Genomic DNA, 26,422 nt, shown 5'->3' on the forward strand with positions numbered 1-26,422 from the left:
TTTTGAAAGTCGTATCGCACTCGTATTGCCCTAGGAACCAATTTTAATTTTTTCCATTGCAAACCCACCTTTCTTTGATTTTATTAAACATCAAAAGATATACAAATCATATCTTTCGAATTATTTGAAAGAAAAGATCAACAACTTATTTTATCACTGGTAGAATCATGCCCTACCCAGTCAATTTCATATAAAGTCCATGTAATGCAACAAGTTCATTTTCTTTAATCGTTTTTTCGTTTAAAAGGCTAGATGATCATTTGTTACTTCTTTCAAAATTTGAGTATATTTCCGCAAATCCGATACCGGTTTAACACTCACCATATAAATCATCCTCCTAAAATACCGTACTATACTTCACGTATAATTTACAGAAGAACAAATAAAAAAGGACGAAAGAATTGGTTCCAACCAATCACTTTCGTCCTCTCTTATTTCCTATACATCTTCAACTCCAGAAACAAATCATTATAAATCCCCAAATACTCAGAACCTAGATTCTCATAGACCTCCAAATGCTGCATCAATTCATCAGACGGATAAAACTGCTCATCTTCCGTAATGTCATCAGGCAGTAAGGCCATAGCCGCTTCATTCGGTGTCGAATAACCAATGTACTCCGCATTTTGCGCAGCATTCTCAGGCTCCAACATGAAATTCAAGAATGCATAGGCGCCTTCTTCATTTTGTGATGTTTTGGGAATGACCATGTTATCAAACCAAAGATTCGATCCTTCAGAAGGAATCACATAATGGATATGCTCGTTCTCATACATCATATCGGCTGCTTCACCTGAGAAAGTCACAGCGACGGATGCTTCTTCATTGGCCATATACATTTTGATTTCATCAGCAACGATTGCTTTGATGTTTGGCGTCATGGTGCGTAATTTATTGAAGGCTTCTTGCAACTCATCTTCATTTTTGCTATTCAATGAATACCCTAAGCTATCTAAGCCCAAGCCAATCACTTCACGAGCACCGTCGATCAACATGATGCTGTCTTTTAGTTCTGGCTTCCAGAGGTCATCCCATTCGGTGATTTCTCCTTCGTCAAAGAACTTGTCATTATACACAATACCCAATGTTCCCCAGAAATAAGGGATCGAATATTGATTGCCAGGATCAAAACTCAGATCCAAGAAACGCGCATCAATGTTGTCTAACCCATTGATTTTGTTGTGATCCAACGGTTTCAGCAAGTTTTCTTCCATCATCTTTTGGATCATGTATTCACTTGGGATGGCGATATCATAAGACGTACCGCCTTGTTGGATCTTTGTAAACATTGCTTCATTGGAATCAAACGTTTCGTAATTGACTTTGTAGCCTGTTTCTTCTTCAAATTTGGTTAATAGCTCCGGATCGATGTAATCGCCCCAGTTGTAGATATTCAATACTTTGGCACCCGCCATACCCGAGGAATGTTCTAGTTCACGGACACCGAAGAGCAAAATAAGGACGATCGCAACAATGCCGATAAGCAGAGATTGTAGTCGTTTCATCGCAGATTTGCCACCTCCACTTGATTCCGGCGGTTTTTCCGCAATTTTTTCGAGACATTTTCCTTACTGATAAAGTAATAGCCAACCACAAGGATCATAGAGAATAAGAAGACCAATGTACTCAATGCATTGATTTCCAAACTAATTCCTTGGCGCGCACGGGAATAGATTTCAACGGATAGTGTACTAAAGCCGTTCCCAGTTACGAAGAAGGTCACCGCAAAATCATCTAATGAATAAGTGAATGCCATAAAATATCCGGCAATGATGCCCGGCGTTAAGAATGGCAAAATGATATTTTTGATGACTTGCAGATTATTCGCGCCTAGATCACGGGCGGCATCGATCATGGAATCATTCATCTCTTGCAGCTTCGGCAAGACCATCAATACCACGATTGGAATACTAAAGGCAACGTGGGAAAGCAAGACGCTAAAGAAACCCAAACTAAAGCCGCGGAACAAACTACCCACCATGGTGAAGAAAATCAAGAAACTAGCACCGATGATAACATCTGGTGATACCAGCAAGATGTTATTCAAACTCAACAAAGCAGTACGGGTCCGCCGTTTTTTTGTATAATAGATGCCCATTGCGCCAAAGGTACCAATGGCGGTAGCCAACAATGCAGATAAGAAAGCCAACATGAATGTATTCAATACAATGATCATCAAGCGGGTATCTTGAAAGACGGATTGATAATGCTCAAAGGTGAAACCCGTAAAAGCATTCATCGTTCCCCCCGCATTGAATGAATAGAATATCAAGTAAAAAATTGGGACATACAATAAGATAAAGACCAAGATCAGATAAAGATTCGACCAGCGAAATGATTTCATTTACGTTGTCCCCCATTCTTTTTCTCTCCTGTCAGCAACATCACGATAAACATCGCAATGATCAAGATCACACCGATGGTGGAGCCCATGCCCCAATTTTGTGTGACAAGAAAATGCTGCTCAATCGCTGTTCCAAGTGTGATCACACGATTGCCACCAATCAGACGGGTCAGCATGAATAGGGAAAGTGACGGGATGAAGACCGCTTGCACACCGCTTTTGACCCCATTTAATGACAAGGGTAAAATCACTCGGCGGAATGTTTCCACACTATTTGCCCCTAAGTCACGACTGGCACTGATCAAAGAAGGATTCAGTTCTTCCAACGCGTTAAATATCGGCATGATCATAAAGGGCAATTCGATATAAACGGCTACTGTTAAGAAACTGAAATCGGTAAACAAAATTTGTTTTGGCCCAACACCCATGATTTCCAAAAAGCTGTTGACGCTGCCGTGGATGCCAAAAATGCCAATAAAAGCATAGGCCTTGAGCAGCAAATTGACCCAGGTCGGTAAAATAATCAATAACAGCCATAAGTCTTTGTGCCGCAACTTGGTCAAAAAGTACGCGGTTGGATAACTGATCACCAATGTGATGACCGTGATCAAAAAGGCATACCAGACCGAATTCAAGGTCATGATCAGATATTTACCTGATCCTAGGTAACTTTGATAATTGACCAGTGAAAAGTTGCCATTCATATCAAAAAAGGATTGATAAACGATCAACAATACTGGTGCGATAACAAACAGCAATAACCAAAAGATATAGGGTATCGCGTAGAAACGACGCATTTTCGTCAATGTGCTTCCCTCCTAATCTTCATAGCTCTCTAAACGAGCATCAAAATCTTCTTCAGACTCATTGAACCGCATGACATGAATATCTTCTGGTTCAAAGGACAAACCGATTTTGCTGCCTTCAACGGCTTTACGTGTCGAATGGACCATCCATTCATTGCCTTGTTCATCGTAGCAAATGATTTCATAATGGACACCACGGAATAATTGGGTATCAACTTCAACCACTAGCTTTCCTTTGTCCAGTGTTGTTAAGCTCAAGTCTTCTGGTCGGATCACGATCTCAACCGCTTCATTCGGACGCATCCCACTGTCCACACACTCAAACCGTTTCCCAACAAATTCCACCACATTGTCTTCGATCATCGTGCCGTTGACGATATTGCTCTCACCCACAAAGTCAGCAACAAAATGATTGATTGGCTCATCATAAATATCCACAGGGGTACCACTTTGCACGATTTTCCCTTTGTTCATGACGAAAATTTCATCACTCATTGCCAAGGCTTCTTCTTGGTCATGAGTCACAAAGATAAAGGTGATGCCTAATCGTTGTTGCAACTCTCGTAATTCATATTGCATATCCGTCCGCAACTTCAAGTCCAAGGCAGACAATGGTTCATCCAGCAACAACACTTTCGGTTCATTGACAATCGCCCGCGCGATCGCTACCCGTTGTCGTTGTCCGCCAGACATTTCACTGATTTCCCGGTTTTCGTATCCAGGCAATTGTACCAATCGCAAAGCATCTAATACTTTTTGTTTGATTTCATCTTTTGGCAACTTTTTGATCCGCAGCCCAAAAGCCACATTTTCGAAGACATTCATATGCGGAAACAAGGCATAATCTTGGAAGACTGTGTTGACTTGACGTTGATTGGCCGGTACATCATTGATTCTCTGCCCATCAAAATAAACATCGCCTTCCGTTGCTTCAGAAAACCCTGCGATAATCCGCAAAATAGTCGTTTTCCCACAGCCTGAAGGGCCAAGCAGCGTATAGAAACGCCCTTCTTCGATATCAAAACTCACACGTTTCAATACGGTCTCATCATCATCAAATCGTTTGACGACATTATTGAATGAAATAATTGTTTTTCCCACACTTCTTCCCCCTGTACTTATAAATAAGAATCTGTGACGACAACCAGCACACGGCTTTTTTGACGTCCAATATTTTTTAATTGATGCGGCTCTGAGGCCTGATAATAAACAGATTGTCCTTTACGCGCTTTGTACGTTGTCTCCCCTAAAGTCAATGAAATCGTACCATCTAGGACATAGATAAAGGTTTCAGCCAGTGACGGTTCAAAGGTCTTATATTCACCATCTTTTTCGAACGTCAACAAAATAGGTTCCATTTCTTTCTCATTCGAATCAGGAATCAACCATTTGAGTTCATAGCCGTTTTCTTCATCCAAGTAGCGTGTACTGTCCTCTTCACGATAAACGATTTGGTGATGGGCATGATCTTCTCGGAAAAATTCTTCCGGCGTAACGCCTAGCACCTCTAAAATCGTGAAAAAAGTTTCCATTGAAGGCGAACTTAAATCCCGTTCCAATTGCGAGATATATCCCTTCGTCAAATCCGTCCGCTCCCCCAACTCTTCTTGGGTCAGATTTTTTTGTACGCGCAGATTGCGCAGCTTCTCGCCGATTTCCATAGGTCAAATCCCTCCTGAACATGGATGATTTAGACAAAAGTTTGCTATAAGTAAACTTCATGTTTAATTTCACCTTTTTCAGTATACAAATAATTATAAAAAAAACAAGTATTTTTTCTTAAAAATCACTGTTTTTTCTTTCAGTCTTTCACTGAATCAAATACGTTTATTTTCGGATAATGGCTGAAACTCCTCTTATTAGTGTATCGAAGAATCGGTGATTTGAACAAATATCTGTTTCTCCTATCAATATCTGTGTCCAAATCAGCGCTTTTCTCCACTTCAAGAATCAAAAATGTTGGCGCTTGTGGTATCATGGGTACAAACAACCAAAGGAGGGTCAGTTATGACCAGTTTTTCCGTTTTTCGCGTAACCAATGAACCTGCATTTACGGCAGCAATCACCACTACCACGCTCAATGATTTACCTGAAGGAGATGTCTTGATTCGGGTTGCCTATTCTGATGTCAATTACAAAGATGCCTTAGCAGCAAAAGAAAACGGCGGTGTGATTCGCAGCTACCCAATGACGCCGGGGATCGATTTAGCTGGCGAAGTGGTGGAAAGTCAATCAGCAGCTTTTGTCCCGGGAGATCAAGTGTTGTTGACAGGCTATGGCTTAGGCGTGTCTCATCCTGGCGGTTATAGCCACTATCAACGTGTTCCTGCCGAATGGCTAATCAAACGACCAGCGGCCTTATCGGCGAAAGACAGTATGATCTATGGTACTGCCGGTTTTACAGCAGCCTTGGCTGTGCAAGCTTTAGAAGACCTGCACCTCGAAAAATCAGCGGCTATTTTGGTGACGGGTGCCAGTGGTGGTGTAGGCAGTGTCAGTATCGCTTTATTGAAGAAATTAGGCTACCAAAATATTATTGCGCTTTCTCGCAAAAAGGATGCCCAATGGTTGATTGATTTAGGTGCAGAAACCATCATGACACCTGATGAAGTCGTTCCTGAAAAAATCAAACCTTTAGCCAAACAGCAATTTTCGGCAGTCATCGATACGGTTGGTGGGGATTTGATCAGTGCCTTACTGCCGCAGATTACCTATGGTGGCGGTGCGTTCCTTTGCGGCAATGCCGGTGGAATCAAAATGGAAACAACTGTACTGCCCTTTATATTACGAGGGATTCGTGTGGTGGGTATCGATTCTGTCAATGTTTCTCACGAGGTGCGAACAGCTTTGTGGGATAAATTGGCTGGCGATTGGTCAGTCACCGACCAATTGCATACGCAATCGATTACCTTGGATCAGTTGCCAACGACATTGGCCGCTTTGATAGCTGGTACCCACCAAGGGCGAACCATTGTGGAGGTGGCTGCAAAGGCATGAATATTTTGATTACTGCAGGCGGCACATCTGAACGAATCGATGATGTCCGAGCAATCACTAATCACTCGACCGGGGCTTTGGGTCAGGCATTGGCCCACGCCTGGCTGGCAGACCCCACTTGTCATATCGATTATGTGACAACGAAAACAGCCAAACAACCAGAAGACAATGCCCGAATCACGCGGCATATCATTGAAGGAACGGATGATCTGGCTCATACGTTGCATCGGCTCTTATTAACCAAAACATTCGATGCGGTCATCCACAGTATGGCCGTCAGTGATTTCACACCAGCGGCCAGTTTTTCTGAAAGTGCTTTTTTTCACGCGTTGAACCAAGCATTACCGGATTTTGGTCATCAAGTGTCGCCGGCGTTGATTGAACAAGTGCTGGCAACGCATGATCCTGAAGCTGGAAAAATTTCTTCAGATACAGATCATTTATTTGTGGTTTTAGAAAAAACGCCCAAAGTGATTCAAATCATTAAACAATTACAACCTGGGACGTTGCTGGTAGGTTTCAAATTATTGACGGATGTCAGCAAAGAAACGTTATTTGAAGTTGCCCAATCTAGTTTGCGCAAAAGCCAGGCTGATTATGTGTTGGCCAACGACTTGCAGCAAATCGACGGTACCCAACATATTGGCTATCTTTTGAATCAATCAGGTGAAGTTGGCCAAGGGAAAACCAAAGCTGAACTGGCTGCCTTGATCGTCACAACGTTGCAGCAGGATTTGCAACATATTCAGCCCTCTAAGTAAAGGAGAAACAACAATGAAACAAAAACACGTACTACTTGGTATCAGCGGTAGTATTTCTGCCTATAAAGCCGCGGACCTTACCAATGAATTAACCAAAAAAGGCTATGCAGTCGATGTGTTGATGACAAAAAACAGCACCCAATTCATTACCCCGTTAACGTTGCAATCATTGTCAAAACGCGCGATCCACGTGGATGTCATGCAAGAAAAACAACCCGATCGAATCAATCATATCGAGTTGGCCAAGCAAGCGGACCTTTTCTTATTGGCACCTGCTAGTGCCAACCTTATTGGCAAATTAGCCCATGGTTTGGCGGATGATTTGATTTCGACTGTGGCTTTGGCATTGCCTATATCCGTACCGCGCTTGATTGCACCGGCTATGAACACTGTGATGTATCAAAATCCAATCGTGCAACGCAATCTAGCTATTTTGCAAGAAGTCGGCTTTGAAGAAATCGATCCGCGAGAAGCGTTGCTGGCTTGCGGTGATTTTGGCAAAGGGGCCCTTGCAGCGACTGAAACGATTCTAGAAAAAGCTGTCGCAGCTTTGGAAACACGGAGTGTCTAATATGAAAAAACGATCCACTTTTGATTTAGTCTTGACCGCTTTCTTTTTAGGAATCTTGATCTTACTTGCATCAGTTCCCTTTCTGGGTTTCATTCCACTGGGGCCCATCAATGCGACCACCATGCATATTCCAGTCATCATTGCCTCGATTATTCTGGGGCCTAGGATCGGTGCTTTCTTGGGCGGGGCCTTTGGCATAATCAGTATGATCCGTTCGACACTGATCATCTCTCCATTGTCCTTTGTCTTTTCTCCATTTGTGCCTTTATATGGCAGCGATCAAGGCAGTTGGAAAGCCATCATTGTGGCATTGATCCCTCGTATTTTGATTGGTGTTGTGCCTTATTTTGTCTTTAAAGGTTGTCAAAAAATGTGGAAAAACAAACAAGGATTGTCATTGCTACTGGCTGGGGTTGCGGGCGGCTTAACCAACACGATCCTCGTCATGAACCTGATTTATTTCTTGTTCCATCAAGAATATGCCAATGTCATCGGTGAAGCTGGCAGTGCCATTTATGCAGCAATCTTGGGTGTGATCTTCACACAAGGGATCCCAGAAGCCATGGTGGCAGGGATCGCGACGATGGCTGTTGCCAGTGTTCTGCTAAGACTTGTCGCCAATCGCAACAAAAATCGTATATAAAAAAAGACGACTTATTATCATCGAAAGGATAATAAGTCGCCTTTTTGTTATAGTGTCTGACTCACTTGCAACGCTTCAACCAGTTGTTGATATTGCGCTTCAGTCAGATAGTCTTGATAAAAACTGAGGTAAAAATCAATGTCTTCCTGACTCCATTGACCTGACATGCTCATGACTTCATCAAGTAATGCAGCAAACTCATCATCCGTCAGCATAAATGACGTCCAATCTTCTGATGACGATGTCTCTGCATCATCGTAGCTATCGTCATCGCTGTCCTCCCAACTATCATAGGTCGAAAACAATTCTTCTGCATCAATCACATCTTCTGCTGCAGGAATGGTGACAGACTGATCACTTTCCTTACCAGTAAATGTAAACGTCATACCTAACGCCACTTGCGCAGCATCATCTTGTACCAAATCAACCACCATAGTTTGTTTATTGGTCGTGGCATTGACGGTGGTTGCAATCGTGATCTCTGACACAGAATCCAACATTGATTGCAGCCCATCTAAATCTGCATCCGGGTCTTGCTCTTTGGCATAAGCTAGATAATCCGTCAATTCCGCTTTAGTGAAGGTATGGCTGATCTCATCGCCATCTTTTTCAAATGAATCTCTATCCAACGTGTTGAGGTAGTCTGCAAACGTATCACTGTTTAGCGTGCCCAGCATCGGGAAAATAGTTGCATCTTCTGCTTCACTTGTCTCAGTTGTATCCTCTTCTAGATAATCCGCCAAATCAGTGTCGTCTAAACGAATAAATTTCCCTTCAAGATCTGTCGCCCCTGGGGTCGTTTGGTAGCTATTGTCCCCGTACGCCAGTACATAGCCCATGAGGGTTTCATAAATATCTGCAGATACATATGCCGTATTTGATTGTGTGTCCATGATCAGTGAAACTGGAAGATCTTGTCCAGCAAAACCAATGGTCATGTCTAACGATACAGCTTCGGTTTCTTGGTCTTGGACAAATGTTCCGGATACTTTGGTCCCAACGATTTGTGACATGATCATTGATGCGTAGATATTGGCTTCCTCATCAGAGGTTTGACCTTCCCCCATCTCAAATGAATCGATCGTCATCGAAAAATCTCCTGCATGAAACGCCTGTTTGGCTGTCAAAGCTTCTGAAAATTGTTCTTGCGGCAATTTGGTACAAGCCCCTAATACAAAAATCAATCCAACAAATAAAAGTACGCTACGCCACTTTTTCATTCTACTCACTTCCCTTCTTCATCATTGTACCGAACTCCAATAAGCCTTACAATCGATAGCACTTAGGGCAGTGCATAACAAAGAAAGCAAACAGCATGATACTGTCCGCCTTCTTTGTCATCTTCTCTATGGATTAATTTTCACCGATGATTCTGACTTCCGTTTCTAAGGTCACATCAAATGTTTCTTTGATTACCTGTTGGATATGGGCAATCAATTCAACATAGTCTGTTGCTGTGGCATGATCGACATTGACAATAAAACCAGCATGCTTTTCAGAAATTTGCGCACCACCCCAAGTCATGCCCTGTAAACCAGCTTCTTGAATCAATTGACCTGTAAAGTGGCCTTTTGGCCGCTTGAAGACACTGCCGCAAGAGGGATATTCCAATGGTTGTTTGTCTTGGCGCAATGCCGTTAATTCATCCATCCGTTTTTTGATATGTTCTTGCGGTCCTTCAGCTAACTCAAAACGTGCACTGAGGATCACCGCATGTTGATCTTGTAATGCGCTATGACGGTAGGCAAAGTCCATTTCCTCTTTTTTGTAGGTCACGATTTGTCCATCTGCCAACAATACATCGCAAGAAGCAAAAACATCTTGGATCTCCCCTTCATAGGCACCGGCATTCATAAAGACGGCACCACCGACACTGCCGGGAATCCCGCATGCAAATTCAAACCCAGTCAACGATTCATGCAGCGCCACATAGGTCGTATCGATCAACTTGGCACCAGCTGCGACAGTGATCGTAGTCCCATCCACTGCAATCTCATTCATTTCTGCCAACATAATCACAAGTCCGCGAATACCGCCATCACGTACAATCAAATTACTGGCATTGCCCAATACAAGCCAAGGGATATCTGATGCTCGACAGTAATCGACAAGTTGTTTGACCTCCGCTGCTCTCTTGGGGAAAGCCAAAACATCCGCAGGTCCCCCAGTCTTGGTATACGTATAGTTCATCAAAGGTTCATCTTTTAATAAAGCAATTTCAGGAAATTGCGCAATCATTCGTTCTTTATTCACAAAAAAGTTCCTTTCGCTTTCACTTTCTGCTTTATTTTAGCATGTTCGCATCAAAGTTGCTACCTTTAGTAAACGTAAGAAAAGCACATTGATCGAATGATCCATAAGCTTCAAAAAAAGTATTTTGTTATTTCGGATAACCTTTCTTTCATTTCTGCAGTGACTGTATCAACTACTTCTAAATTGCTGCGATGCAAAAGATCGACACTACGAATATGCTGACAAAGAATCGTCCCTTGAACTTTACTTTTTTGTGTTTCAGTCACTGTTTGGAATGCATTTGATCGAACAAATTTTTCTTCTAAATATTTTTTTGAGCTACTGATTGGCATCACTAAAACAGTATTGAAACTTTTGTTGTAATAATCATTACTAACCACCACACAAGGTCTTTTTTTCGCCATTTCGTTTCCTTTAGTCGGATTCAAATCAATAAAAAGAATATCTCCTTGTCTTACCATTCAATATTCTCCTCACCTAGATCTTCTCCAAAAAATATCTCACCACTATCAAATTTGCCGGTTTCTTCTACAATTGCTAATTCTTGTTCCCAAAAATCTTCAAAAGAAGGTGCGGCTTTTTCCCCTGTTACCTTGATTTCGCCTTCTGGGGTGAATTCAAAAATCACTCTCTGATTCTCTTTTAATCCTAGCTTTTGTCGCACACTTTTTGGAATTGTTATTTGATTTTTCGAAGTCATTTTTGCTGAAACTTGTGCTTTGCTCGTCATGCTAACAGCCCCCTTTTCAAATTGATTGTACCACAAAAGTAAGGAAAAGTAAGGAAACCTTATTTTATTTCCATTCAACACACAAATGATCCTGCTTCCAAACGCAATCCTCCCCATTTTAATCACTTGCTTTGCACTTCTGTCTTTATTAGGTAAAATGGAAGACGTAGTGAAATATAAGGAGGCCAATAATGAAATTTATTTCTTGGAACGTCAATGGATTACGTGCTATTGTCAAAAAAAATTTTTATGAAGCATTCGCAGCATTTGATGCTGATTTCTTTTGTTTACAAGAAACCAAACTGCAAGAAGGTCAGATTGAATTGGATTTGCCAGGCTATCATCAATATTGGAACTATGCCGAAAAGAAAGGCTATTCTGGCACAGCGATTTTTGCAAAAGAACCAGCACTATCGGCCCATTACGGAATAGGGATCGAAGAACATGATACCGAAGGTCGTGTCATTACGTTGGAGTATCCTGAATTTTATTTGATTACTTGTTATACCCCAAATGCCCAGAATGAATTGCGCCGTTTGGATTATCGTATGACTTGGGAAGATGCATTTCGGGCTTACTTGGCTGAGTTGAAACAACAAAAACCAGTCATTCTCTGTGGTGATTTAAATGTCGCCCATCAAAATATCGACATCAAAAACTGGAAAACAAATCAAAAAAATGCCGGTTTTACACCAGAAGAACGGGAAAAGTTTTCGACTCTTTTGGCAGCTGGTTATACAGATACCTTCCGCTACTTTTATCCCGAACTTGAAGGCGTCTATTCTTGGTGGAGCTATCGCTTCAATGCCCGCAAAAACAATGCCGGTTGGCGCATCGATTACTTCGTGGTTTCCGATGATCTGCAAGGTCGCTTAGTTGATGCCAAGATCCATACTGATATTTTGGGCAGTGATCACTGTCCCGTGGAATTACAATTGTCTTGATCAAAAAAAGCAGCTGCAGCTGCTTTTTTGATTTGCATTCAACTCAATGCTCATTGCTAAAATTTACCTAAAATTACAGCTATGATTCGTTCTTATAAAAAGAATTATGCTACACTATTAGATGAGGTGAACACAATGAATTTTATCGCAATGGACTTCGAAACGGCGAATTATCAAAAGCATAGTGCTTGTTCTTTGGCATTGGTCATGGTCAGAGACAGCAAGATCGTTGGGGAATATTATACATTGATCCAACCAGAAACAGACTTTTTTTGGAAAAATATTCAAATCCACGGGATTCATCCAGAGGATGTCCAGGATGCACCAAAATTTCCAGAAGTCTGGCAGAAAATCCAACAATACTATCATTTGAATAGTCTAGTGGTGGCTCATAATGCTGGCTTTGATAATGGGGTGCTTGCTGGCTGCTTAGATTATTATGGATTGACTCAACCCAACTTCATGTCTTTGTGTACGGTAAGAACCAGCCGTAAACTGTATCCAGAATTTACCAACCATAAATTGAATACCGTCTGTGAGCAATTGCAGATTCCCCTATTGAATCACCATGACGCCCTTGAAGACAGCCGCGCCTGTGCGCAGATTTTGCTGCGGCAAGAACACGACTTTGGTATAGAACCACTGAAGAAACTCGTCTTAGTCAAATAAAGTACACTCAGCTAGTGCATTGGCTTACTAAAACAGGAACAATCGCAAACGCACGTATTGGGCAGTTTTGCAGTTGTTCCTGTTTTGGTATCCAGCTTCATATTTTACTTTAGATAAACATACCAACCACTTCAACCACTTCAATCCAAGTCAATAGATCACATTCTTCGATTTTCTCGATATTCATTCCTACTTATATAATCCATGGCCCGCATCTGATGTGTTACAATCTCACCTGACACTAGTTGCGGATCTTTGATTTCGATATAAGTAGCAAAACCTCTTTTTGTCGATGTAATGGGGCACACCAAGCAAAATCCGGTCAGTGGATTAAAAGAGTCCTTACTGACTACTAGTGCAGGCCTTCTTTTTCGCATCTCTTTTCCTTTAGAAGAGTCGAAGTCTATCCAAACAATATCTCTTTGTCTAGGATAATTCAACTTAACTTTCCTCCCCTTCTGATTTCATATTGTTCCATTCTCTATCATCAGAAGAGATACTATTTCTAAACCCTTGCCAATCATTTGGGTCACTGAAAATATCTTTCTTTTTAGGTTTCAATATATATGTATCTTCCACTTTTAAAATGGTAAATGTTTCGCCAATTTCTGGAGAAATGTCTTTTGGAAAAATTGCACCTATTGAATTGCCTATTTTTCTTGCTTTTATTTCCATGTGGAATCATCTCCCTCTTGAGTTAAATCAAGTTCAATATCAAGTAAATATACTGTCAAACCTTGAATGCTCCGTATTTGTTTACAATATAAAAATGTCTCTCCTCTAATTTCCAGATGTAAAATCAAGCATTGTTAATGAATTTTAGCAGCAAGAAATTCTTTGTCACGTCACATCAATCCAATACCGACGCAACAAAGCGCCATCACTAGGATCGATGATTTGATCAGCAAATTGCCCACCATTTGCTTCGATCACTTTTGCCGAAGCACTGTTTTCTTGATTGCACATCAGCAGCACGTTTGTTAAGCCTTCTGCTTTAGCCTGTTGCAACCCTGCTTTGAGCATCGCTGCACCGATCCCTTTCTGACGATGATCAGGTTTGACTGAGTAGCCAATATGGCCGCCATAATGCCGCAAGAAATCATTGAGAGACAAACGCAGATTCAATAAACCAACAATCAAGCCGTCTTCAATCGCCACATAGGTTTTGGCTTGAACGTAACCAGCTGGAACAGTCGTTTCAGAGGCAAATAAGGTCAGATCATTTAGCCACTGGGCAACCGATGCAGCTTGCGCCAATCCTGCTCCGCCATGGATGACTTCATTGCAGGCGATAAACGCATCCCGATAGACCTGCACCTGTGCTTGATCTTGTAGTGATACTTCTCTAAATTCCACGCAAAACACCTCTCGTCTGTCATTAAAAATATCGTGCCATCATCCAAACATCAACTTTCTCACCGTCTTTTGTCTGCACGGCTTGCTTCATACACCCTTCAGTGACAAATCCAAATTTCTGATACAATCCAATGGCCCGCTCGTTTCTCACTTGTACGGTCAATTCGATGCGAGTCAGCAGATTGGTTGCGCTGACCCAATCCAACAATTCTTCCAGCAAAATCGAGCCTAATCCTAAACCCCAATACGCTTTGAGAATCGAGATGCCGATCTCTCCAACATGACTCAGTTGCCATTCATTATTGCCTTTGATTGAAGCCATTCCAATGACTCGATCACCATCGAAAGCCAACAAAAGCAGATAGTTGTCTTGCGCTGCCAATGCAGCCAGTTCTTGTGCCAACAAGGTTTCTGGCAAAGCCAGACCTTCTTCATCCATCAACAAAAAATCCGTTTCGGTAGCCAGTTGTTGACTTGCCGCTAAGACAGCGGCAGCATCTGTTGCTTGTGCTTGTCGTATCTCCAATTGGATCTCAGTCATGGGCTGTAGCCCATCGCTGCTGGATACGATCTAAAAATGCTGTTGCTTGTACCCCGTATGCACGAAAATTCACAATTCGTTTATCCAAATCTGTATCATCTTTTTCGATAATCAGTTCTAAATAATCTTGCGGTAACGTTTCTGCAAGTTGGTTGCCCCATTCGATCACGGACAGACCATCTCCTTCAAAGTATTCATCCAAACCTAAAGCATCGGCATCTCCAGATACACGATAAACATCCATGTGGTACAAAGGAATGCGTCCATTGTATTCACGGATGATTGTATAAGTTGGACTTTTGATCAATTGGTCAATCTCTAGTCCTTTGGCGATCCCTTTGGTCAATGTCGTTTTGCCAGCACCGAGATCGCCTGTTAACACTAGATTGTCCCCAGGTTGCGCCACCTGACCTATCAGGATCGCCAAAGCTTCAGTTGCCGTTGTATTCTCAATGGTTATCATATCTATCACCCTTTATTCTCATTTGCTTTGTGTTAGTATAGCTTGTTTGCCAGTGCATTGTAAAGATGAAGTGCCTATCCTCTCAGAAGTACAAAAAAGCCAGCCCTTTGAAGGACCGGCTAAAAATACGCTTTATTTTTCCATCAATGTTTGTGCTGCAGTGATGATTGATAACTTGTAGACATCTTCTTCATTTGACCCGCGAGAAAGGTCAGAGATTGGTTTGTTCAAGCCTTGCAAGATAGGGCCAATTGCTTCAAAATTACCAAAACGTTGGGCAATTTTGTAGCCAATATTCCCTGATTGCAAATCTGGGAAAATAAAGACAGTTGCTTTCCCTGCTACTTCAGAATCCGGTGCTTTTAAGTGTGCAACAGATGATACGTAAGCAGCATCAAATTGCAATTCACCATCGATTTCATATTCAGGGGCTAATTCTTGGGCAATCTTAGTTGCTTCAGCCACTTTATCCACTTCTGGTGCTTTCGCTGAACCTTTAGTAGAAAAGCTCAACATCGCTACTTTAGGATCGATTTCAAACAATTCTGCTGTTTTTGCAGAATCAACAGCAATTTCTGCTAACTCTTGAGCGGTTGGGTTCACATTGATTGCACAGTCTGAGAATAAGTATTTTTCTTGATCCCGGCCACGTACCATCAAGAAGGCACCGCTGGTACGGCTGACACCTGGTTTGGTTTTGATGATTTGCAATGCTGGACGAACAGTGTCACCAGTTGAATGGATTGCGCCAGATACCATCCCATCAGTAATGCCCATGTAAGTAAGCATTGTACCGAAATAGTTGACATCTTTCAAAATTTCTTCCGCTTGTTCTTTGGTTACTTTGCCATTACGTCGGGCAACGAAAGCTTCAACCATTTCATCCCAACGATCATAAGAAGATGGATCAACGATCTCGAAGTTGGCAATATTGATTCCACGGGCTTCCGCAGCCTTTTCAATTTCTGCAGGATTACCAACCAAGACAGGTTCGATCAATTCTTCTGAACGTAAACGGCTCGCAGCACCTAGGATACGAGGATCAGTTGCTTCAGGAAAGACGATTTTGATATGACGACGCACGATTTTAAATTTTAAGCTTTCGAATAATTCCACGGATAATGACCTCCAGTTTTTTTATACCCTTACATTGTACAATAGAAGTAAAAAAAAGAACAGATAAAAATCCTGTACCAGTCTAATTATTTACAATTAGTTAATGAATTCACAAATATAGCTTGAGAAAACAATACAGTTCTGACACTGTATTATTTATCATCTATGCCCACTTGATTGGCGTTTCCCCCATCCGTGTCAACGCATCATTGATCGCAGAAAATGGTTTGGAACCAAAGAAGCCGCGATAGGCCGACAAAGGGCTTGGATGCGGTGCTGTTAAGATCAAATGCTTATCCGAGTTGATCAAAGGAATTTTCTTTTGTGCAGGTTTCCCCCATAACACAAAAATCATTGGTTTCTCTCGCTGATTCAATGTCTCGATGATTGTATCTGTCAATCGCTCCCAGCCCTGACCATGATGACTATTGGCCTCTCCTGCGCGAACAGTCAAAACTGTATTCAGCAAAAAAACACCCTGTTTGGCCCAAGGCACCAAATACCCATCGTTTGGCGGTGCAATTTGTAGATCCGCACTAAGTTCCTGATAGATATTCCGTAACGAAGGAGGGATTTTGACCCCTGGCTGAACTGAAAACGCCAGGCCATGGGCTTGATTGGGTCCGTGATAAGGATCTTGCCCCAAAATCACCACTTTCACCTCTTGATAAGGTGTCAGCTGTAATGCTTGAAAGATATGCGATCGTTCAGGATATACCGTATATTCTTGATATTCTTTTGCCAAAAACTGTTGCAATTTTTGATAATAAGGCTGGGCAAAACTAGTAGCCAACCGCTCTTGCCAGTCCTGCGGTAATGATGGATTCATGAGATCCTCCTTTTTTCTTCATCATAACAAACTATGATCAGGCGACGCAAGATTTACTCTTCAACAGAAAATTCTAACCCATTTTGTGGTACACTAGTTAGTAGAAACAATCAGAAAGGACGCTGAATATGATAAAATTAATCGCTTCTGATATGGATGGCACATTACTCAATGCCAGCATGCAGATTTCAGAAGAAAATATCCAAGCTATCAAATATGCGCAATCAAAAGGAATCGAGTTCATGGTGGCCACTGGGCGTAACCGCAAAGAAGCTTTGCCGCCATTAGAAGAAGCGGGTCTGGATTGTGCCATGATCACCTTGAATGGCGCACAAGTCTTTGATGCCAGCGGGCAATCGTTGTTCACTGTACCTATTGACCGTGAGAAAACCCGTTCGATCATGGATCTATTGAAAGAACATCAAATCTATTTTGAAATCTCCACGAGCAATGGCATCTATTCAGAAAGTCAAACCCGCCGGATCGAAAACTTCGCGATCCATACTGCGGAAGCAATGCCCCATTTGACGCATAAAATGGCGATTGCCATGACTGCTGCTCGCTTAGAATTTTTGCCGATCAATTATGTAGGTGATTTTTCCGAATTGTTTTTGCTAGAAGAGCTGGAATTCTTAAAAATCATTTGTTTTCATCCAGATGGTGCCAGCGTATTGGCGCCGATCACGCAAGTGATTGACGGCTATGGCGATTTGGTGGTCACTTCTTCTGGTCAAAACAATATCGAGATCAATCATCGCAATGCCCAAAAAGGTATCGCCGTGGCCCATGTTGCCAAAGAACGCGGGATCGATCTATCTGATGTTTTAACAATCGGTGATAACTTAAATGATTTGAGCATGCTGCAAGCAGCTGGTGTCAGTTTTGCTATGGGCAACGGTGAACTGGAAGTCAAAGAAGCTGCCAAATATTTGACCAATACCAATATCGAATCTGGTGTAGGAAAAGCAATCATGCGGGCAATAGCGGAAAACTTGTAAGTATACACTGCTTTTTGGGGATACAAAGGAGGCGGAGGTATGTCCGAATTTTTCATTCAAGACAAACAACTGAGTAAAATCACGCGAACGATCGTCAAAGACGAAAAGGGCAAATCGCTGTTTTTGATGGTTGGCCGCTGGGGAACCAAAGGGGATGCCTTATCCCTCTATTGTTTGAATGGTGAACTTTTGGCCAGTATCAAGCAAATCAGTTTCACATTTGGGACCCGCTTTGAAATCTACAAAGACTTTGAGAAAGTCGGCACGCTGCAGAAAATTTTTAATTGGCCGGGAGATTTTTATTACATCCAGCAACTGCACTGGGCTGTCCATGGCGATATCTATCATCATCGCTATGGTATCCACCATTTTAACAAAAAAATCATGGAGATGGACAAAGCAACACTGCTGACCGGCGATTATTATGTCCTGAACGTCACAGATGATCAAGATGCGCCCGTTTGCATCTGCATTGCCGCAGTGATGGATTATTGGCTGTACAATCGGCAAAAAAAGAGCGATCATCCTTTAGAATTACGACTGCACAACGAAACCAGCTGATTGCTCAGCTGGTTTTCTTTTGCATATGATCATAGAGATGTCCGCTGATTTCCCGTTGGGCAACGACTGCAAACCCATGTTTTTCATATAAGCGTTTGGCATTGGGATTGGCGCGGTCGACGCTTAATCCAATCACATCATATCCATCTCGGTGCGCGATTTTTGGCAAAGCTTCCAATAATGCGGAGCCCACACCATGTCCCCGGAAGTCTTCTGCAACACAAATCGTGTCTAGGTACCATTCGTTGGGCATGGTTTCTTCATCAACAAATAATTTCATTTCCTTGCTTAACCCGTATTGCTCTAGTACACGATCTAACGGTTGATCGATCGTTGCTTCTTCTTTATCCGGATAGCCAAAAGCAACACCAGCTATTGCACCATCGATTTCATTGACCAACGCTCTCGTATAGCCATAACGGTAACTAGGCTCCAGCATCGCATCTGCCAAAATCTCAAGCGTTTTGGCTTCACCAATTTCTTTGACAAACGGCAATTCCATATCTTTTAAAATCACTAAGACTAAATCAGCCATTGCGAATCGATCTTCTTTTTTTGCAAATCTTATCACGTTTATCCCTCCTCGTTCTTCTTTTAGCATAACAATTTTTCACATAAAAACCAAGCATGTTTTATCTATGCTGCTCCCACAAATTGATCTGAGACGCTTTATTCATGCAACTCCAATGGCAAACCATCCGGATCTTGAAAAAAAGTCATTTTTTTATTTGTAAAGGTATCATAGCGAATCGGCTCACACGTAATGCCCTTCTCCGCCAAAGTGGCTACTACTTCTTCAATATGGGTCACATGAAACGCCAAGTGACGCAATCCAGCCGCTTCTGGAAAACTTGGTCTGGCCGGCGCATGTTCATTGATAAATAATTCAATCTCTCCATCACCAAAACGAAAATCGATCTTGATATCCCCTTTATCTGGGCGATGATGTTCCCGAATCACCTCAAATCCTAGTTTCTCCACATAAAATGTTTTTGTTTGTTGATAATCGCTTGCAATGATGGCGATATGATGCATTTGTTCAAACATCGGCTCACTCCTCTCGTTTCTCTATCAGTGTATCGCCTATACGCCTGTTTGACTAGAAAAAGCTTCACCAGATTTTTAGATTTTTACCAATGGGTTTCTGGTATACTGAATAAGGGAAGGTGATAAAATATGAATCTACTCTATATATCTATATCAGGAAATACACGGGCGTTTGTCAATCGGTTGCACGCTTACGCTGCTGACCAACCAGCCAAGCATACATGGTCTGTCAAGGAAATTCATGACAACAGTATCTTTGAAGCAGAAACAGAACCATTTGTGGCTTTTGTGCCGACTTATTTAGAAGGCGGCAACGGCGTCGACAATGGTGACCAAGAGATTTTGACCGAAACCTTGCGAGAATATATTGATTTTGGCGACAATGCGACCCATTGTTTAGGGGTCATTGGCAGTGGCAACAAAAACTTCAACTATCAATACTGTCTGACAGCCAAACAATATGCTGCTCAATTTGATGTACCGTTTCTGGCTGACTTTGAATTGCGTGGCACCAATCAAGACATAGAAACCATCTATTCGATTTTGAAAGAAGTCGACACATCCGCAAAGTAAGCTTGATTCTATATATGTAGTTTAACGAAAGATTGGAGAAAGCTCATGACACCACAACTCACCGTGATTGCCCTTATTGTCATCGTAATAGCAGTGATCATCGCATTAGATATATGGAATCGGATCAAACTTCGGCGCTATGTCCAGCGCGCTTGGGGAAAATTGCCGCGTCAACCGCGTTTTGATAAAGAAGATAGCCTAAAAAAAGCCTGGTTGATCGAAAAAAATTTTCATCATTACGACAGTGAGATTGACGACATCACTTGGTATGATCTCGATGGCTTTGCCTTGTTTGAAGCAGTGAATCTGACCTACTCGAGTGTTGGCTCAGAAGCATTGTATCAGCAATTACGCAATTACCAATTTGAAAAAGATACCCAATTGACCTCTTTGATCGATTTTTTTGATCAAAACAGTGCTGCCAGAGAACAGTCACAATATACCTTTGCTCGTTTAGGCAAACAAGATCACAATTTTTCCAAGTCTTATTTGGCTGCAGATGCTTCTCCTTCGATTGGCTCTCTGCCATTATTTATCTGTCTAGGCTTGTTGCCGATTATCGGCTTGCTGTTATTTCTGATTGATATTCCTCAAGGATTGATTTTGACGTTGATCAGTATTTTGTTCAACACGATCTACTATTCGATCAAGAAAGCCCGTTTAGAAACGGAACTGAATAGTATGCGCTATTTGGTACAGACGATCGCTAGCGGGAATCAAATCGCTAAAATCAACACACCCTTGCAGCAAGAAATCAAAGACGCGTTGAAACCCTTAAAAAACATCCCGCGGTTTGCCATTTCCTTTCGATCGAAAAACGGCAGCGACGGCGATATGCTGTTCGAATATATCAATATTTTCTTTATGCTGCCTTTTATCTCCTATCAGTACGTCAATCACACCCTTGCCAAGCATCGTGATGCTGCTGTTCAGTTGTGGAACTTGTTAGGCAAATTAGAAGTCGCTGCAGCTATCCTGAATTTCCGGACCTATATGCCGATCACTTGCACGCCAGCGTTCAAGGAAGGACCTGTCACATCCAGTGGTTCCTATCACCCGTTGCTGAAAGAAGCTGTCATGAATGATGTTGCGTGGGGACACAATACGCTAGTGACTGGTGCAAATGCTTCCGGTAAATCCACTTATGTCAAAAGCATCGCCATCAACTGTTGGCTATCGCAAACCATTCAAACAGCAGTCGCTGAAACATTCACCTTGGCACCTGCACATGTGATCACCTCAATGGCTGTCGAAGATGATCTCTTTAAAGGTGATAGTTATTTTGTAGCTGAGATCAAATCGATCAAGCGCTTGTTGGACCAGGTAGCTACCAAGGAACGCTGTTATTGTTTTGTGGACGAGATTCTTAAAGGAACCAATACGGTGGAGCGGATCGCTGCATCTTCAAGTATCATCCACTGGCTCAGCCGCTATCCAAGTCTTGCATTTGTTGCGACCCACGATATCGAACTAACCGAGATACTGAAACAGGATTGCCGCAATATCCATTTCTCTGAACAAGTTACACCTGATGACGGGATTTCCTTCGATTACAAAGTGAAATCCGGCCCTGCCAAAAGCCGTAATGCGATCGCCCTACTTGGTGTACTAGGCTATCCAAAAGACATCGTTGATGATGCCAAGGAAGCAGCAGCCATCTTTGATGAAACCCGAACATGGTCTGATATGTAATCAAAAAGAATCACTTCAGCTGGCCTCCAGCGAAGTGATTCTTTTTTTACTCTCCGAACAAATCGGTATCTAGGCTATACTGATTACCTTGCAAAATATCATATTGAATCATTTGATAGGCATCATAGATTTCCTGCGTTTCCTTATTCAAGGACAATTGCGTTTGCCATTGTCCGCCGATATAATATTGCCCTGTTTCAAAAGCCGGCAGTTCCTCTTGCAAGGCCAACAACATCTCATAAAAACCATTTGTCGGTTGCTGACTCTCCTCTATAAGGGTCGGCGCAAAGTAAAATGGACTCGTCACTTCAACGTCTTGCTGTTGGAAATCTCCATCAGAATCAACCATCAAAAATTGTGTTTCATGGAGTGTGGCTGTATCGTTTTGGTCTTTGATCGTATCTGAATAGATTCCCGGCAAATGATCTCCCCAGAAAACCACCAATGTACGCCGGTCCAATGTGGACAATTCAGAGATAAATGCTTTCAATGCGGTACTACTATACGATACATCTTGCAAATAGTTTTCCAGTGAATCCATATTTCCATCGCCCGTTGCTTGATAATCCAGCGTATCATATTTACCAACATACGGCATGTGGGTCTGCATGGTCACCAAATGAACGAATTGTGGTTGTGTATCATCCGAAAGAACAGACATCACTTCTTGATAAGCTGATGCATCCGATATATAGGGATTGTCTTCGATTTTGTCTGTATACGTCATGGTATCTTGATCCAAAAATTCGTCAAAACCCATGACATCATAGACATCTTTACGCTTGTACATCGACGTATCGTACGGATGAATGGCTGTAGCTTGGTAGCCGTCCTGGCTTAAAAAAGAAACCAAAGAAGGCAGTTGCGTCAGTTTCGGTACCAACATCGTATAAGGTGTGGTCATTTGCGGATTCATCAAGCCCATCGAAAAACTAGTCAATGCTTCAAACTCGATATTGGCTGTCCCACCACCGTAGTTTTGCGAAAGCATTTTGCCGCTAATGGTTTGATCCGCTACCTGATAATAATCCTTTAAAGGGTCCCCGGTGATCGTGATACCATTCAAATGACTCGGATCAGAAAAACTTTCACTCATGACATAAACGATATTCGGCGCTTCACTTTCTCGCGTTTGATTCTTTTCTTGCGCCAACTCACTATATTTTTTAGCAATGGCTTCAATGGCTTCTTCGCTGTACCCTTCTGGTTTGTCCATTGCATCGACCCGCAAATTAAACAAAAAGCCCCCAATAAAGCCCGTGTTGTAATAATTCATCTTTTGCGAGTAAGGAATCCAAAGAGCCGTCCGATTGTAGGCTTTACGCAGTAAATTTGTGCTGTCATTGAAATGCGAGACATAGACTAAGCCCAATGAACAAAGGAGCACTACTACCCCGCGGGAGAGCTGTTGGCCTCTCTTCAATTTACGGCTGCGATAGATACTCCAGCCAATAGCTCCAATCGCTGCGATGACCAAAACCATCGCCAACAAGAAAGGCCCATTACCAATCATCGTTCGCAGCAAGGTGAATTGCGTCACCATTTTGAGATCATCTGGATAAATCGGTTCTTGCCGATAGACCATTTTCGTATAATTGGCATATCCCAAAATACCAATCACCACACTATAAAAAACAGCACCGATCCGCAAGGACCCTGCTATGCTGGCAAAGAGTCCATATACCAGCGCAAGCACCAAACACGCTAAGAAAAACTTCTCAGTATGCCAAGAAAAGGCAAACTTGAGGGCTAGACTGACAGATAGATTGTTTTGGCACCATTGTAAAAACAGATTGCTGAAAATGATCAAGCCAATCACGGCAACCACTTTTAAGGCGATCTTCCCATAAAGCGGGTATTTTTGTTTCATTTAGAATGTTCCTCCTTGTACCCTGACCATTTTTAGTCCCCTACGTATTTTATGCTTTCCCCGATATAATGTAAAGGCGTTGCCTGGCGCTTGGCATCATGATTACATCCAGCACATGCCAAAAATCCCCAACGTGTAACAATGAGCGGTCGGTGCAAGCATGCATCTAGCCTGTTGAAAATACTCATTGTTCACCTTGAGGATCGTTTATCCTTATTTAGTACGACTTGTTATTTCCAGAAGTCATCAAAAATCGTGACTGGCAAATGCCGTTTGTGATGGGTCTTGTTCCACCAGTTTTCAATCGTTTGCTGCGCTTGTGCGTCAACTGTCTTGCCTTCCAAATAATCATCGATGTCACTATACGTAACACCCAATGCGGCTTCATCCGCCACCAATGGTTTGCCATCTTCTAAATCAGCCGTAGGTACCTTGGTATACAATGCTTCTGGCGCACCTAGATAGACCAATAACTGACGTCCTTGGCGTTTGTTCAAACGGAACAGTGGCAAAATATCCGCACCACCATCACCATACTTTGTAAAGAAACCAGTAATATTTTCTGCCGCATGATCGGTTCCGATCACTGCGCCAGCTTTTTCGCCGGCGATCGCATATTGTGTGATCATCCGTTGGCGGGCTTTGATATTGCCTTTGTTGAAGTCAGAGATCGCTAACCCTGCCTCTTCCACTGCGGCAACTTCCGCATCAACAGGCCCTTTGATATTGACCCGCAATGAGATATCAGGTTTGATAAAATCAAGCGCACGCTTTGCATCTTCTTCATCAGCTTGTTCACCATAAGGTAAACGTACTGCGATAAATTGATAATTGGGGTTATTGGTTTCACTGCGCATTTCTTCCATCGTCAACTGTGCGATCCGACCCGCCAAAGACGAATCTTGACCACCACTGATGCCTAAAACAAATGTATGCAAAAACGGATTCTTTTGCAAATACGCTTTGAGGAAATCGATGCTTTTTCGGACTTCTTCCTTTGCATCGATCGTTGGTAAAACCCCTAACTCCTGAATAATCTCTTGTTGCAATGTCATAAAAAATGCCCCCTTGAATTTTAGTCGGTTCACTCTCTCTAGATGGCGCTACATCTATTGTGTGTTTATACTATTTGACCTTTTGTTTGTTTGCGTACTTTGTCAATCGTCCGCATTTTGTGGTCCCAGCATTCTTGTGAAAGATCGACTGGATATTTCTGCGGATTCAAATCACGTTTGTATTCATCCCACAAGGAATCTAAACAATTCGTAGCATACGCTTTGATATGTTCCAAGTCTGGTACATCATAGACTTGCTTGCCTTCCACAAAAATATCTTGCAGCAATGGCCGGGCATCGAAGTCCGTCACTGTTTTGTTGATAAATGTGTGCACTGGGTGGAACATAAACAGTTCTTTTTCCTTTTGCGGTGTTTCTTCCCACAACGTCACATAATCCCCTTCAGATTTCCCATCTGATTTGCGGGTGATCCGCCACACTTGTTTTTTGCCTGGTGTCGATACTTTTTCGGCATTGCTGGATAATTTGATCGTGTCGATCATTTCCCCTTGTTCATTCTCTATCGAAACCAATTTATAGACCGCGCCCAATGCTGGTTGATCGTAAGCCGTGATCAGTTTTGTCCCTACACCCCAGACATCGATTTTGGCTTTTTGCATTTTCAGGCTCAGAATCGTATTTTCATCTAAATCATTTGAGGCATATATTTTGGCTTCGGTAAAGCCAGCTTCATCCAATTGTTCACGGACTTTCTTTGAAATATAGGCCATATCGCCACTATCGATACGGACACCAAGGAAATTGATTTTGTCGCCCATTTCTTTAGCCACGCGAATAGCATTAGGCACGCCCAAAGCCAACGTATCATAGGTATCGACTAAGAAAACACAATCTTTATGGGTCTTCGCATAGGCCATAAACGCATCGTAATCATTGCCATACGATTGGACCAATGAATGCGCATGAGTGCCGCTTGCTGGGATACCGAAGATTTTGCCAGCGCGGACATTGCTGGTTGCATCTGCCCCGCCAATAAAGGCAGCACGAGTGCCCCAAATCGCCGCATCCATTTCTTGGGCACGACGGGAACCAAACTCCAATAATGGATCTGTGCCGATCACTGATTTGATCCGCGCAGCTTTGGTAGCAATCAGCGTTTGGAAATTGACCATATTCAATAAAGCTGTTTCCACCAATTGGGCTTGTGCCAACGGTCCTTCCACCTGAATGATCGGTTCATTATTGAATACCAAGTCACCTTCCAAGGCAGAACGAACCGTACAAGCAAACTTGAATTCTTTTAAATAATCCAAAAAAGCTTCCGGATACCCACCGATTTCTCGAAGATACGCGATATCCGAGTCCGAAAATGATAGATCATTCAAGTAATCAATCAAACGTTCTAAACCTGCAAAAATCGCATAGCCGTTTTCAAATGGCATATCGCGAAAATAGCATTCAAAGACCGCATTCAATTCGGCCCGCCCAAGTGCCCAATACGTCTGCATCATATTGATTTGGTATAGATCCGTGTGCAACGTTAAGGTATCATCTTTAAATAATTTCTGCATGTGTCTTACTCCCTTTAACTTACTTCTTCTCATTATAGCAAAAAAAACAAAAAACGCAGAAAATCTTGTTT

At 42.3% G+C, this 26,422-nt stretch carries 30 protein-coding genes and 1 pseudogene; 10 read left to right on the forward strand and 21 right to left on the reverse strand.

The window, feature by feature from the left end; all coding sequences use genetic code 11:
* Nucleotides 1–431: 431 nt before the first annotated feature.
* Genes A5886_RS12500 through A5886_RS12520 form a run of 5 tightly spaced genes read right to left on the reverse strand, consistent with a single transcriptional unit; the run spans nucleotide 432 to nucleotide 4,811 of the window.
* Nucleotides 432–1,505: an ABC transporter substrate-binding protein gene (locus A5886_RS12500; protein WP_086275432.1), complete on the reverse strand. Its 1,074-nt coding sequence runs from the start codon at nucleotides 1,503–1,505 to the stop codon at nucleotides 432–434.
* Nucleotides 1,502–2,344 carry an ABC transporter permease gene (locus tag A5886_RS12505; protein ID WP_086275433.1) on the reverse strand — a complete coding sequence of 281 codons (843 nt, stop codon included), beginning with the start codon at nucleotides 2,342–2,344 and terminating at the stop codon, nucleotides 1,502–1,504. Before A5886_RS12505 ends, A5886_RS12500 begins: the two co-directional genes overlap by 4 nt.
* The gene (locus tag A5886_RS12510) at nucleotides 2,341–3,150 is read right to left on the reverse strand and encodes an ABC transporter permease (RefSeq protein WP_086275434.1); all 810 of its coding nucleotides are present in this window, start codon (nucleotides 3,148–3,150) and stop codon (nucleotides 2,341–2,343) included. The genes A5886_RS12505 and A5886_RS12510 overlap by 4 nt, the downstream gene beginning before the upstream one ends.
* 12 nt (nucleotides 3,151–3,162) lie before the next feature.
* Nucleotides 3,163–4,251 (reverse strand): ABC transporter ATP-binding protein, encoded by a 1,089-nt coding sequence (locus A5886_RS12515; RefSeq protein WP_086275435.1) that lies wholly within the window; start codon nucleotides 4,249–4,251, stop codon nucleotides 3,163–3,165.
* A 17-nt stretch (nucleotides 4,252–4,268) separates the two neighbouring features.
* On the reverse strand, nucleotides 4,269–4,811 hold the full coding sequence (locus tag A5886_RS12520) for a helix-turn-helix domain-containing protein (protein ID WP_086275436.1): 543 nt from the start codon (nucleotides 4,809–4,811) through the stop codon (nucleotides 4,269–4,271).
* Between the two features lie 346 nt (nucleotides 4,812–5,157).
* Here A5886_RS12520 and A5886_RS12525 point away from each other — a divergent pair, with 346 nt between their 5' ends.
* Genes A5886_RS12525 through A5886_RS12540 form a run of 4 tightly spaced genes read left to right on the forward strand, consistent with a single transcriptional unit; the run spans nucleotide 5,158 to nucleotide 8,122 of the window.
* Nucleotides 5,158–6,147, forward strand: a complete 990-nt coding sequence (locus tag A5886_RS12525; RefSeq protein ID WP_086275437.1) for an acrylyl-CoA reductase family protein — start codon at nucleotides 5,158–5,160, stop codon at nucleotides 6,145–6,147.
* Entirely contained in the window at nucleotides 6,144–6,908 is a 765-nt protein-coding gene (coaB, locus tag A5886_RS12530; protein ID WP_086275438.1) for a phosphopantothenate--cysteine ligase, read from the forward strand. The genes A5886_RS12525 and coaB overlap by 4 nt, the downstream gene beginning before the upstream one ends.
* A 13-nt stretch (nucleotides 6,909–6,921) precedes the next feature.
* Nucleotides 6,922–7,479, forward strand: a complete 558-nt coding sequence (coaC, locus tag A5886_RS12535; RefSeq protein WP_086275439.1) for a phosphopantothenoylcysteine decarboxylase — start codon at nucleotides 6,922–6,924, stop codon at nucleotides 7,477–7,479.
* Between the two features lies 1 nt (nucleotide 7,480).
* Nucleotides 7,481–8,122 (forward strand): ECF transporter S component, encoded by a 642-nt coding sequence (locus A5886_RS12540; RefSeq protein ID WP_086275440.1) that lies wholly within the window; start codon nucleotides 7,481–7,483, stop codon nucleotides 8,120–8,122.
* A gap of 47 nt (nucleotides 8,123–8,169) precedes the next feature.
* Here A5886_RS12540 and A5886_RS12545 read toward each other — a convergent pair whose 3' ends face one another.
* The 4 genes from A5886_RS12545 to A5886_RS12560 form a co-directional block, all read right to left on the reverse strand.
* Entirely contained in the window at nucleotides 8,170–9,342 is a 1,173-nt protein-coding gene (locus A5886_RS12545; protein WP_086275441.1) for a hypothetical protein, read from the reverse strand.
* A 133-nt stretch (nucleotides 9,343–9,475) separates the two neighbouring features.
* Nucleotides 9,476–10,360: a UDP-N-acetylmuramate dehydrogenase gene (murB, locus tag A5886_RS12550; protein ID WP_086276057.1), complete on the reverse strand. Its 885-nt coding sequence runs from the start codon at nucleotides 10,358–10,360 to the stop codon at nucleotides 9,476–9,478.
* A 125-nt stretch (nucleotides 10,361–10,485) separates the two neighbouring features.
* A complete protein-coding gene (locus tag A5886_RS12555; protein ID WP_086275442.1) occupies nucleotides 10,486–10,836 on the reverse strand; it encodes a type II toxin-antitoxin system PemK/MazF family toxin in 351 nt (116 codons plus the stop codon).
* A complete protein-coding gene (locus A5886_RS12560; protein ID WP_086275443.1) occupies nucleotides 10,830–11,105 on the reverse strand; it encodes an AbrB/MazE/SpoVT family DNA-binding domain-containing protein in 276 nt (91 codons plus the stop codon). The genes A5886_RS12555 and A5886_RS12560 overlap by 7 nt, the downstream gene beginning before the upstream one ends.
* Nucleotides 11,106–11,296: 191 nt before the next feature.
* Between A5886_RS12560 and A5886_RS12565 the strand changes: the two genes are divergently transcribed.
* Both A5886_RS12565 and A5886_RS12570 read left to right on the forward strand, forming a co-directional pair.
* Nucleotides 11,297–12,049, forward strand: coding sequence for an exodeoxyribonuclease III (locus tag A5886_RS12565; protein ID WP_086275444.1), 753 nt, complete (start codon nucleotides 11,297–11,299; stop codon nucleotides 12,047–12,049).
* A gap of 135 nt (nucleotides 12,050–12,184) precedes the next feature.
* Nucleotides 12,185–12,718 carry a 3'-5' exonuclease gene (locus tag A5886_RS12570; RefSeq protein WP_086275445.1) on the forward strand — a complete coding sequence of 178 codons (534 nt, stop codon included), beginning with the start codon at nucleotides 12,185–12,187 and terminating at the stop codon, nucleotides 12,716–12,718.
* 109 nt (nucleotides 12,719–12,827) lie between these two features.
* Here the strand turns inward: A5886_RS12570 and A5886_RS12575 are convergent.
* From A5886_RS12575 to A5886_RS12605, 7 genes and pseudogenes are all read right to left on the reverse strand, one after another.
* Nucleotides 12,828–13,158, reverse strand: a pseudogene (locus tag A5886_RS12575) (type II toxin-antitoxin system PemK/MazF family toxin).
* A gap of 1 nt (nucleotide 13,159) precedes the next feature.
* On the reverse strand, nucleotides 13,160–13,393 hold the full coding sequence (locus tag A5886_RS12580; RefSeq protein WP_086275446.1) for an AbrB/MazE/SpoVT family DNA-binding domain-containing protein: 234 nt from the start codon (nucleotides 13,391–13,393) through the stop codon (nucleotides 13,160–13,162).
* Between the two features lie 165 nt (nucleotides 13,394–13,558).
* Complete coding sequence (locus A5886_RS12585) at nucleotides 13,559–14,074, reverse strand: GNAT family N-acetyltransferase (protein WP_086275447.1); 516 nt, start codon at nucleotides 14,072–14,074, stop codon at nucleotides 13,559–13,561.
* 22 nt (nucleotides 14,075–14,096) lie between these two features.
* Nucleotides 14,097–14,615, reverse strand: coding sequence for a GNAT family N-acetyltransferase (locus A5886_RS12590; protein ID WP_086275448.1), 519 nt, complete (start codon nucleotides 14,613–14,615; stop codon nucleotides 14,097–14,099).
* Complete coding sequence (gene tsaE / locus A5886_RS12595) at nucleotides 14,608–15,078, reverse strand: tRNA (adenosine(37)-N6)-threonylcarbamoyltransferase complex ATPase subunit type 1 TsaE (protein ID WP_086275449.1); 471 nt, start codon at nucleotides 15,076–15,078, stop codon at nucleotides 14,608–14,610. Before tsaE ends, A5886_RS12590 begins: the two co-directional genes overlap by 8 nt.
* A 132-nt stretch (nucleotides 15,079–15,210) precedes the next feature.
* Complete coding sequence (gene pta / locus A5886_RS12600) at nucleotides 15,211–16,194, reverse strand: phosphate acetyltransferase (protein ID WP_086275450.1); 984 nt, start codon at nucleotides 16,192–16,194, stop codon at nucleotides 15,211–15,213.
* A 163-nt stretch (nucleotides 16,195–16,357) separates the two neighbouring features.
* A complete protein-coding gene (locus tag A5886_RS12605) occupies nucleotides 16,358–17,023 on the reverse strand; it encodes a uracil-DNA glycosylase (protein WP_086275451.1) in 666 nt (221 codons plus the stop codon).
* A gap of 128 nt (nucleotides 17,024–17,151) precedes the next feature.
* Between A5886_RS12605 and A5886_RS12610 the strand changes: the two genes are divergently transcribed.
* Both A5886_RS12610 and A5886_RS12615 read left to right on the forward strand, forming a co-directional pair.
* Nucleotides 17,152–18,021, forward strand: a complete 870-nt coding sequence (locus tag A5886_RS12610; protein WP_086275452.1) for a Cof-type HAD-IIB family hydrolase — start codon at nucleotides 17,152–17,154, stop codon at nucleotides 18,019–18,021.
* Between the two features lie 39 nt (nucleotides 18,022–18,060).
* Nucleotides 18,061–18,582 carry an LURP-one-related/scramblase family protein gene (locus A5886_RS12615; protein WP_086275453.1) on the forward strand — a complete coding sequence of 174 codons (522 nt, stop codon included), beginning with the start codon at nucleotides 18,061–18,063 and terminating at the stop codon, nucleotides 18,580–18,582.
* A gap of 4 nt (nucleotides 18,583–18,586) precedes the next feature.
* On the opposite strand, the gene A5886_RS12620 is transcribed toward A5886_RS12615, so the two are convergent.
* Nucleotides 18,587–19,153, reverse strand: coding sequence for a GNAT family N-acetyltransferase (locus A5886_RS12620; protein WP_086275454.1), 567 nt, complete (start codon nucleotides 19,151–19,153; stop codon nucleotides 18,587–18,589).
* A gap of 98 nt (nucleotides 19,154–19,251) precedes the next feature.
* Entirely contained in the window at nucleotides 19,252–19,629 is a 378-nt protein-coding gene (gene gloA2 / locus A5886_RS12625; RefSeq protein WP_086275455.1) for an SMU1112c/YaeR family gloxylase I-like metalloprotein, read from the reverse strand.
* 129 nt (nucleotides 19,630–19,758) lie between these two features.
* Between gloA2 and nrdI the strand changes: the two genes are divergently transcribed.
* Both nrdI and A5886_RS12635 read left to right on the forward strand, forming a co-directional pair.
* Nucleotides 19,759–20,202, forward strand: a complete 444-nt coding sequence (gene nrdI, locus A5886_RS12630) for a class Ib ribonucleoside-diphosphate reductase assembly flavoprotein NrdI (protein ID WP_086275456.1) — start codon at nucleotides 19,759–19,761, stop codon at nucleotides 20,200–20,202.
* Between the two features lie 45 nt (nucleotides 20,203–20,247).
* Nucleotides 20,248–21,894 carry a MutS-related protein gene (locus A5886_RS12635; RefSeq protein ID WP_086275457.1) on the forward strand — a complete coding sequence of 549 codons (1,647 nt, stop codon included), beginning with the start codon at nucleotides 20,248–20,250 and terminating at the stop codon, nucleotides 21,892–21,894.
* Nucleotides 21,895–21,940: 46 nt separating this feature from the next.
* Here A5886_RS12635 and A5886_RS12640 read toward each other — a convergent pair whose 3' ends face one another.
* The 3 genes from A5886_RS12640 to A5886_RS12650 all read right to left on the reverse strand — a co-directional run bounded on the left by A5886_RS12640 (nucleotide 21,941) and on the right by A5886_RS12650 (nucleotide 26,351).
* A complete protein-coding gene (locus A5886_RS12640) occupies nucleotides 21,941–23,764 on the reverse strand; it encodes an LTA synthase family protein (RefSeq protein WP_086275458.1) in 1,824 nt (607 codons plus the stop codon).
* 230 nt (nucleotides 23,765–23,994) lie between these two features.
* Nucleotides 23,995–24,819, reverse strand: coding sequence for an NAD(+) synthase (nadE, locus tag A5886_RS12645; RefSeq protein ID WP_086275459.1), 825 nt, complete (start codon nucleotides 24,817–24,819; stop codon nucleotides 23,995–23,997).
* A gap of 65 nt (nucleotides 24,820–24,884) precedes the next feature.
* Nucleotides 24,885–26,351 carry a nicotinate phosphoribosyltransferase gene (locus A5886_RS12650; protein ID WP_086275460.1) on the reverse strand — a complete coding sequence of 489 codons (1,467 nt, stop codon included), beginning with the start codon at nucleotides 26,349–26,351 and terminating at the stop codon, nucleotides 24,885–24,887.
* Nucleotides 26,352–26,422: the final 71 nt, after the last annotated feature.

Origin of the sequence: Candidatus Enterococcus testudinis, assembly GCF_002140915.1 — a bacterium.
GTDB lineage: Bacteria > Bacillota > Bacilli > Lactobacillales > Enterococcaceae > Enterococcus_D > Enterococcus_D testudinis.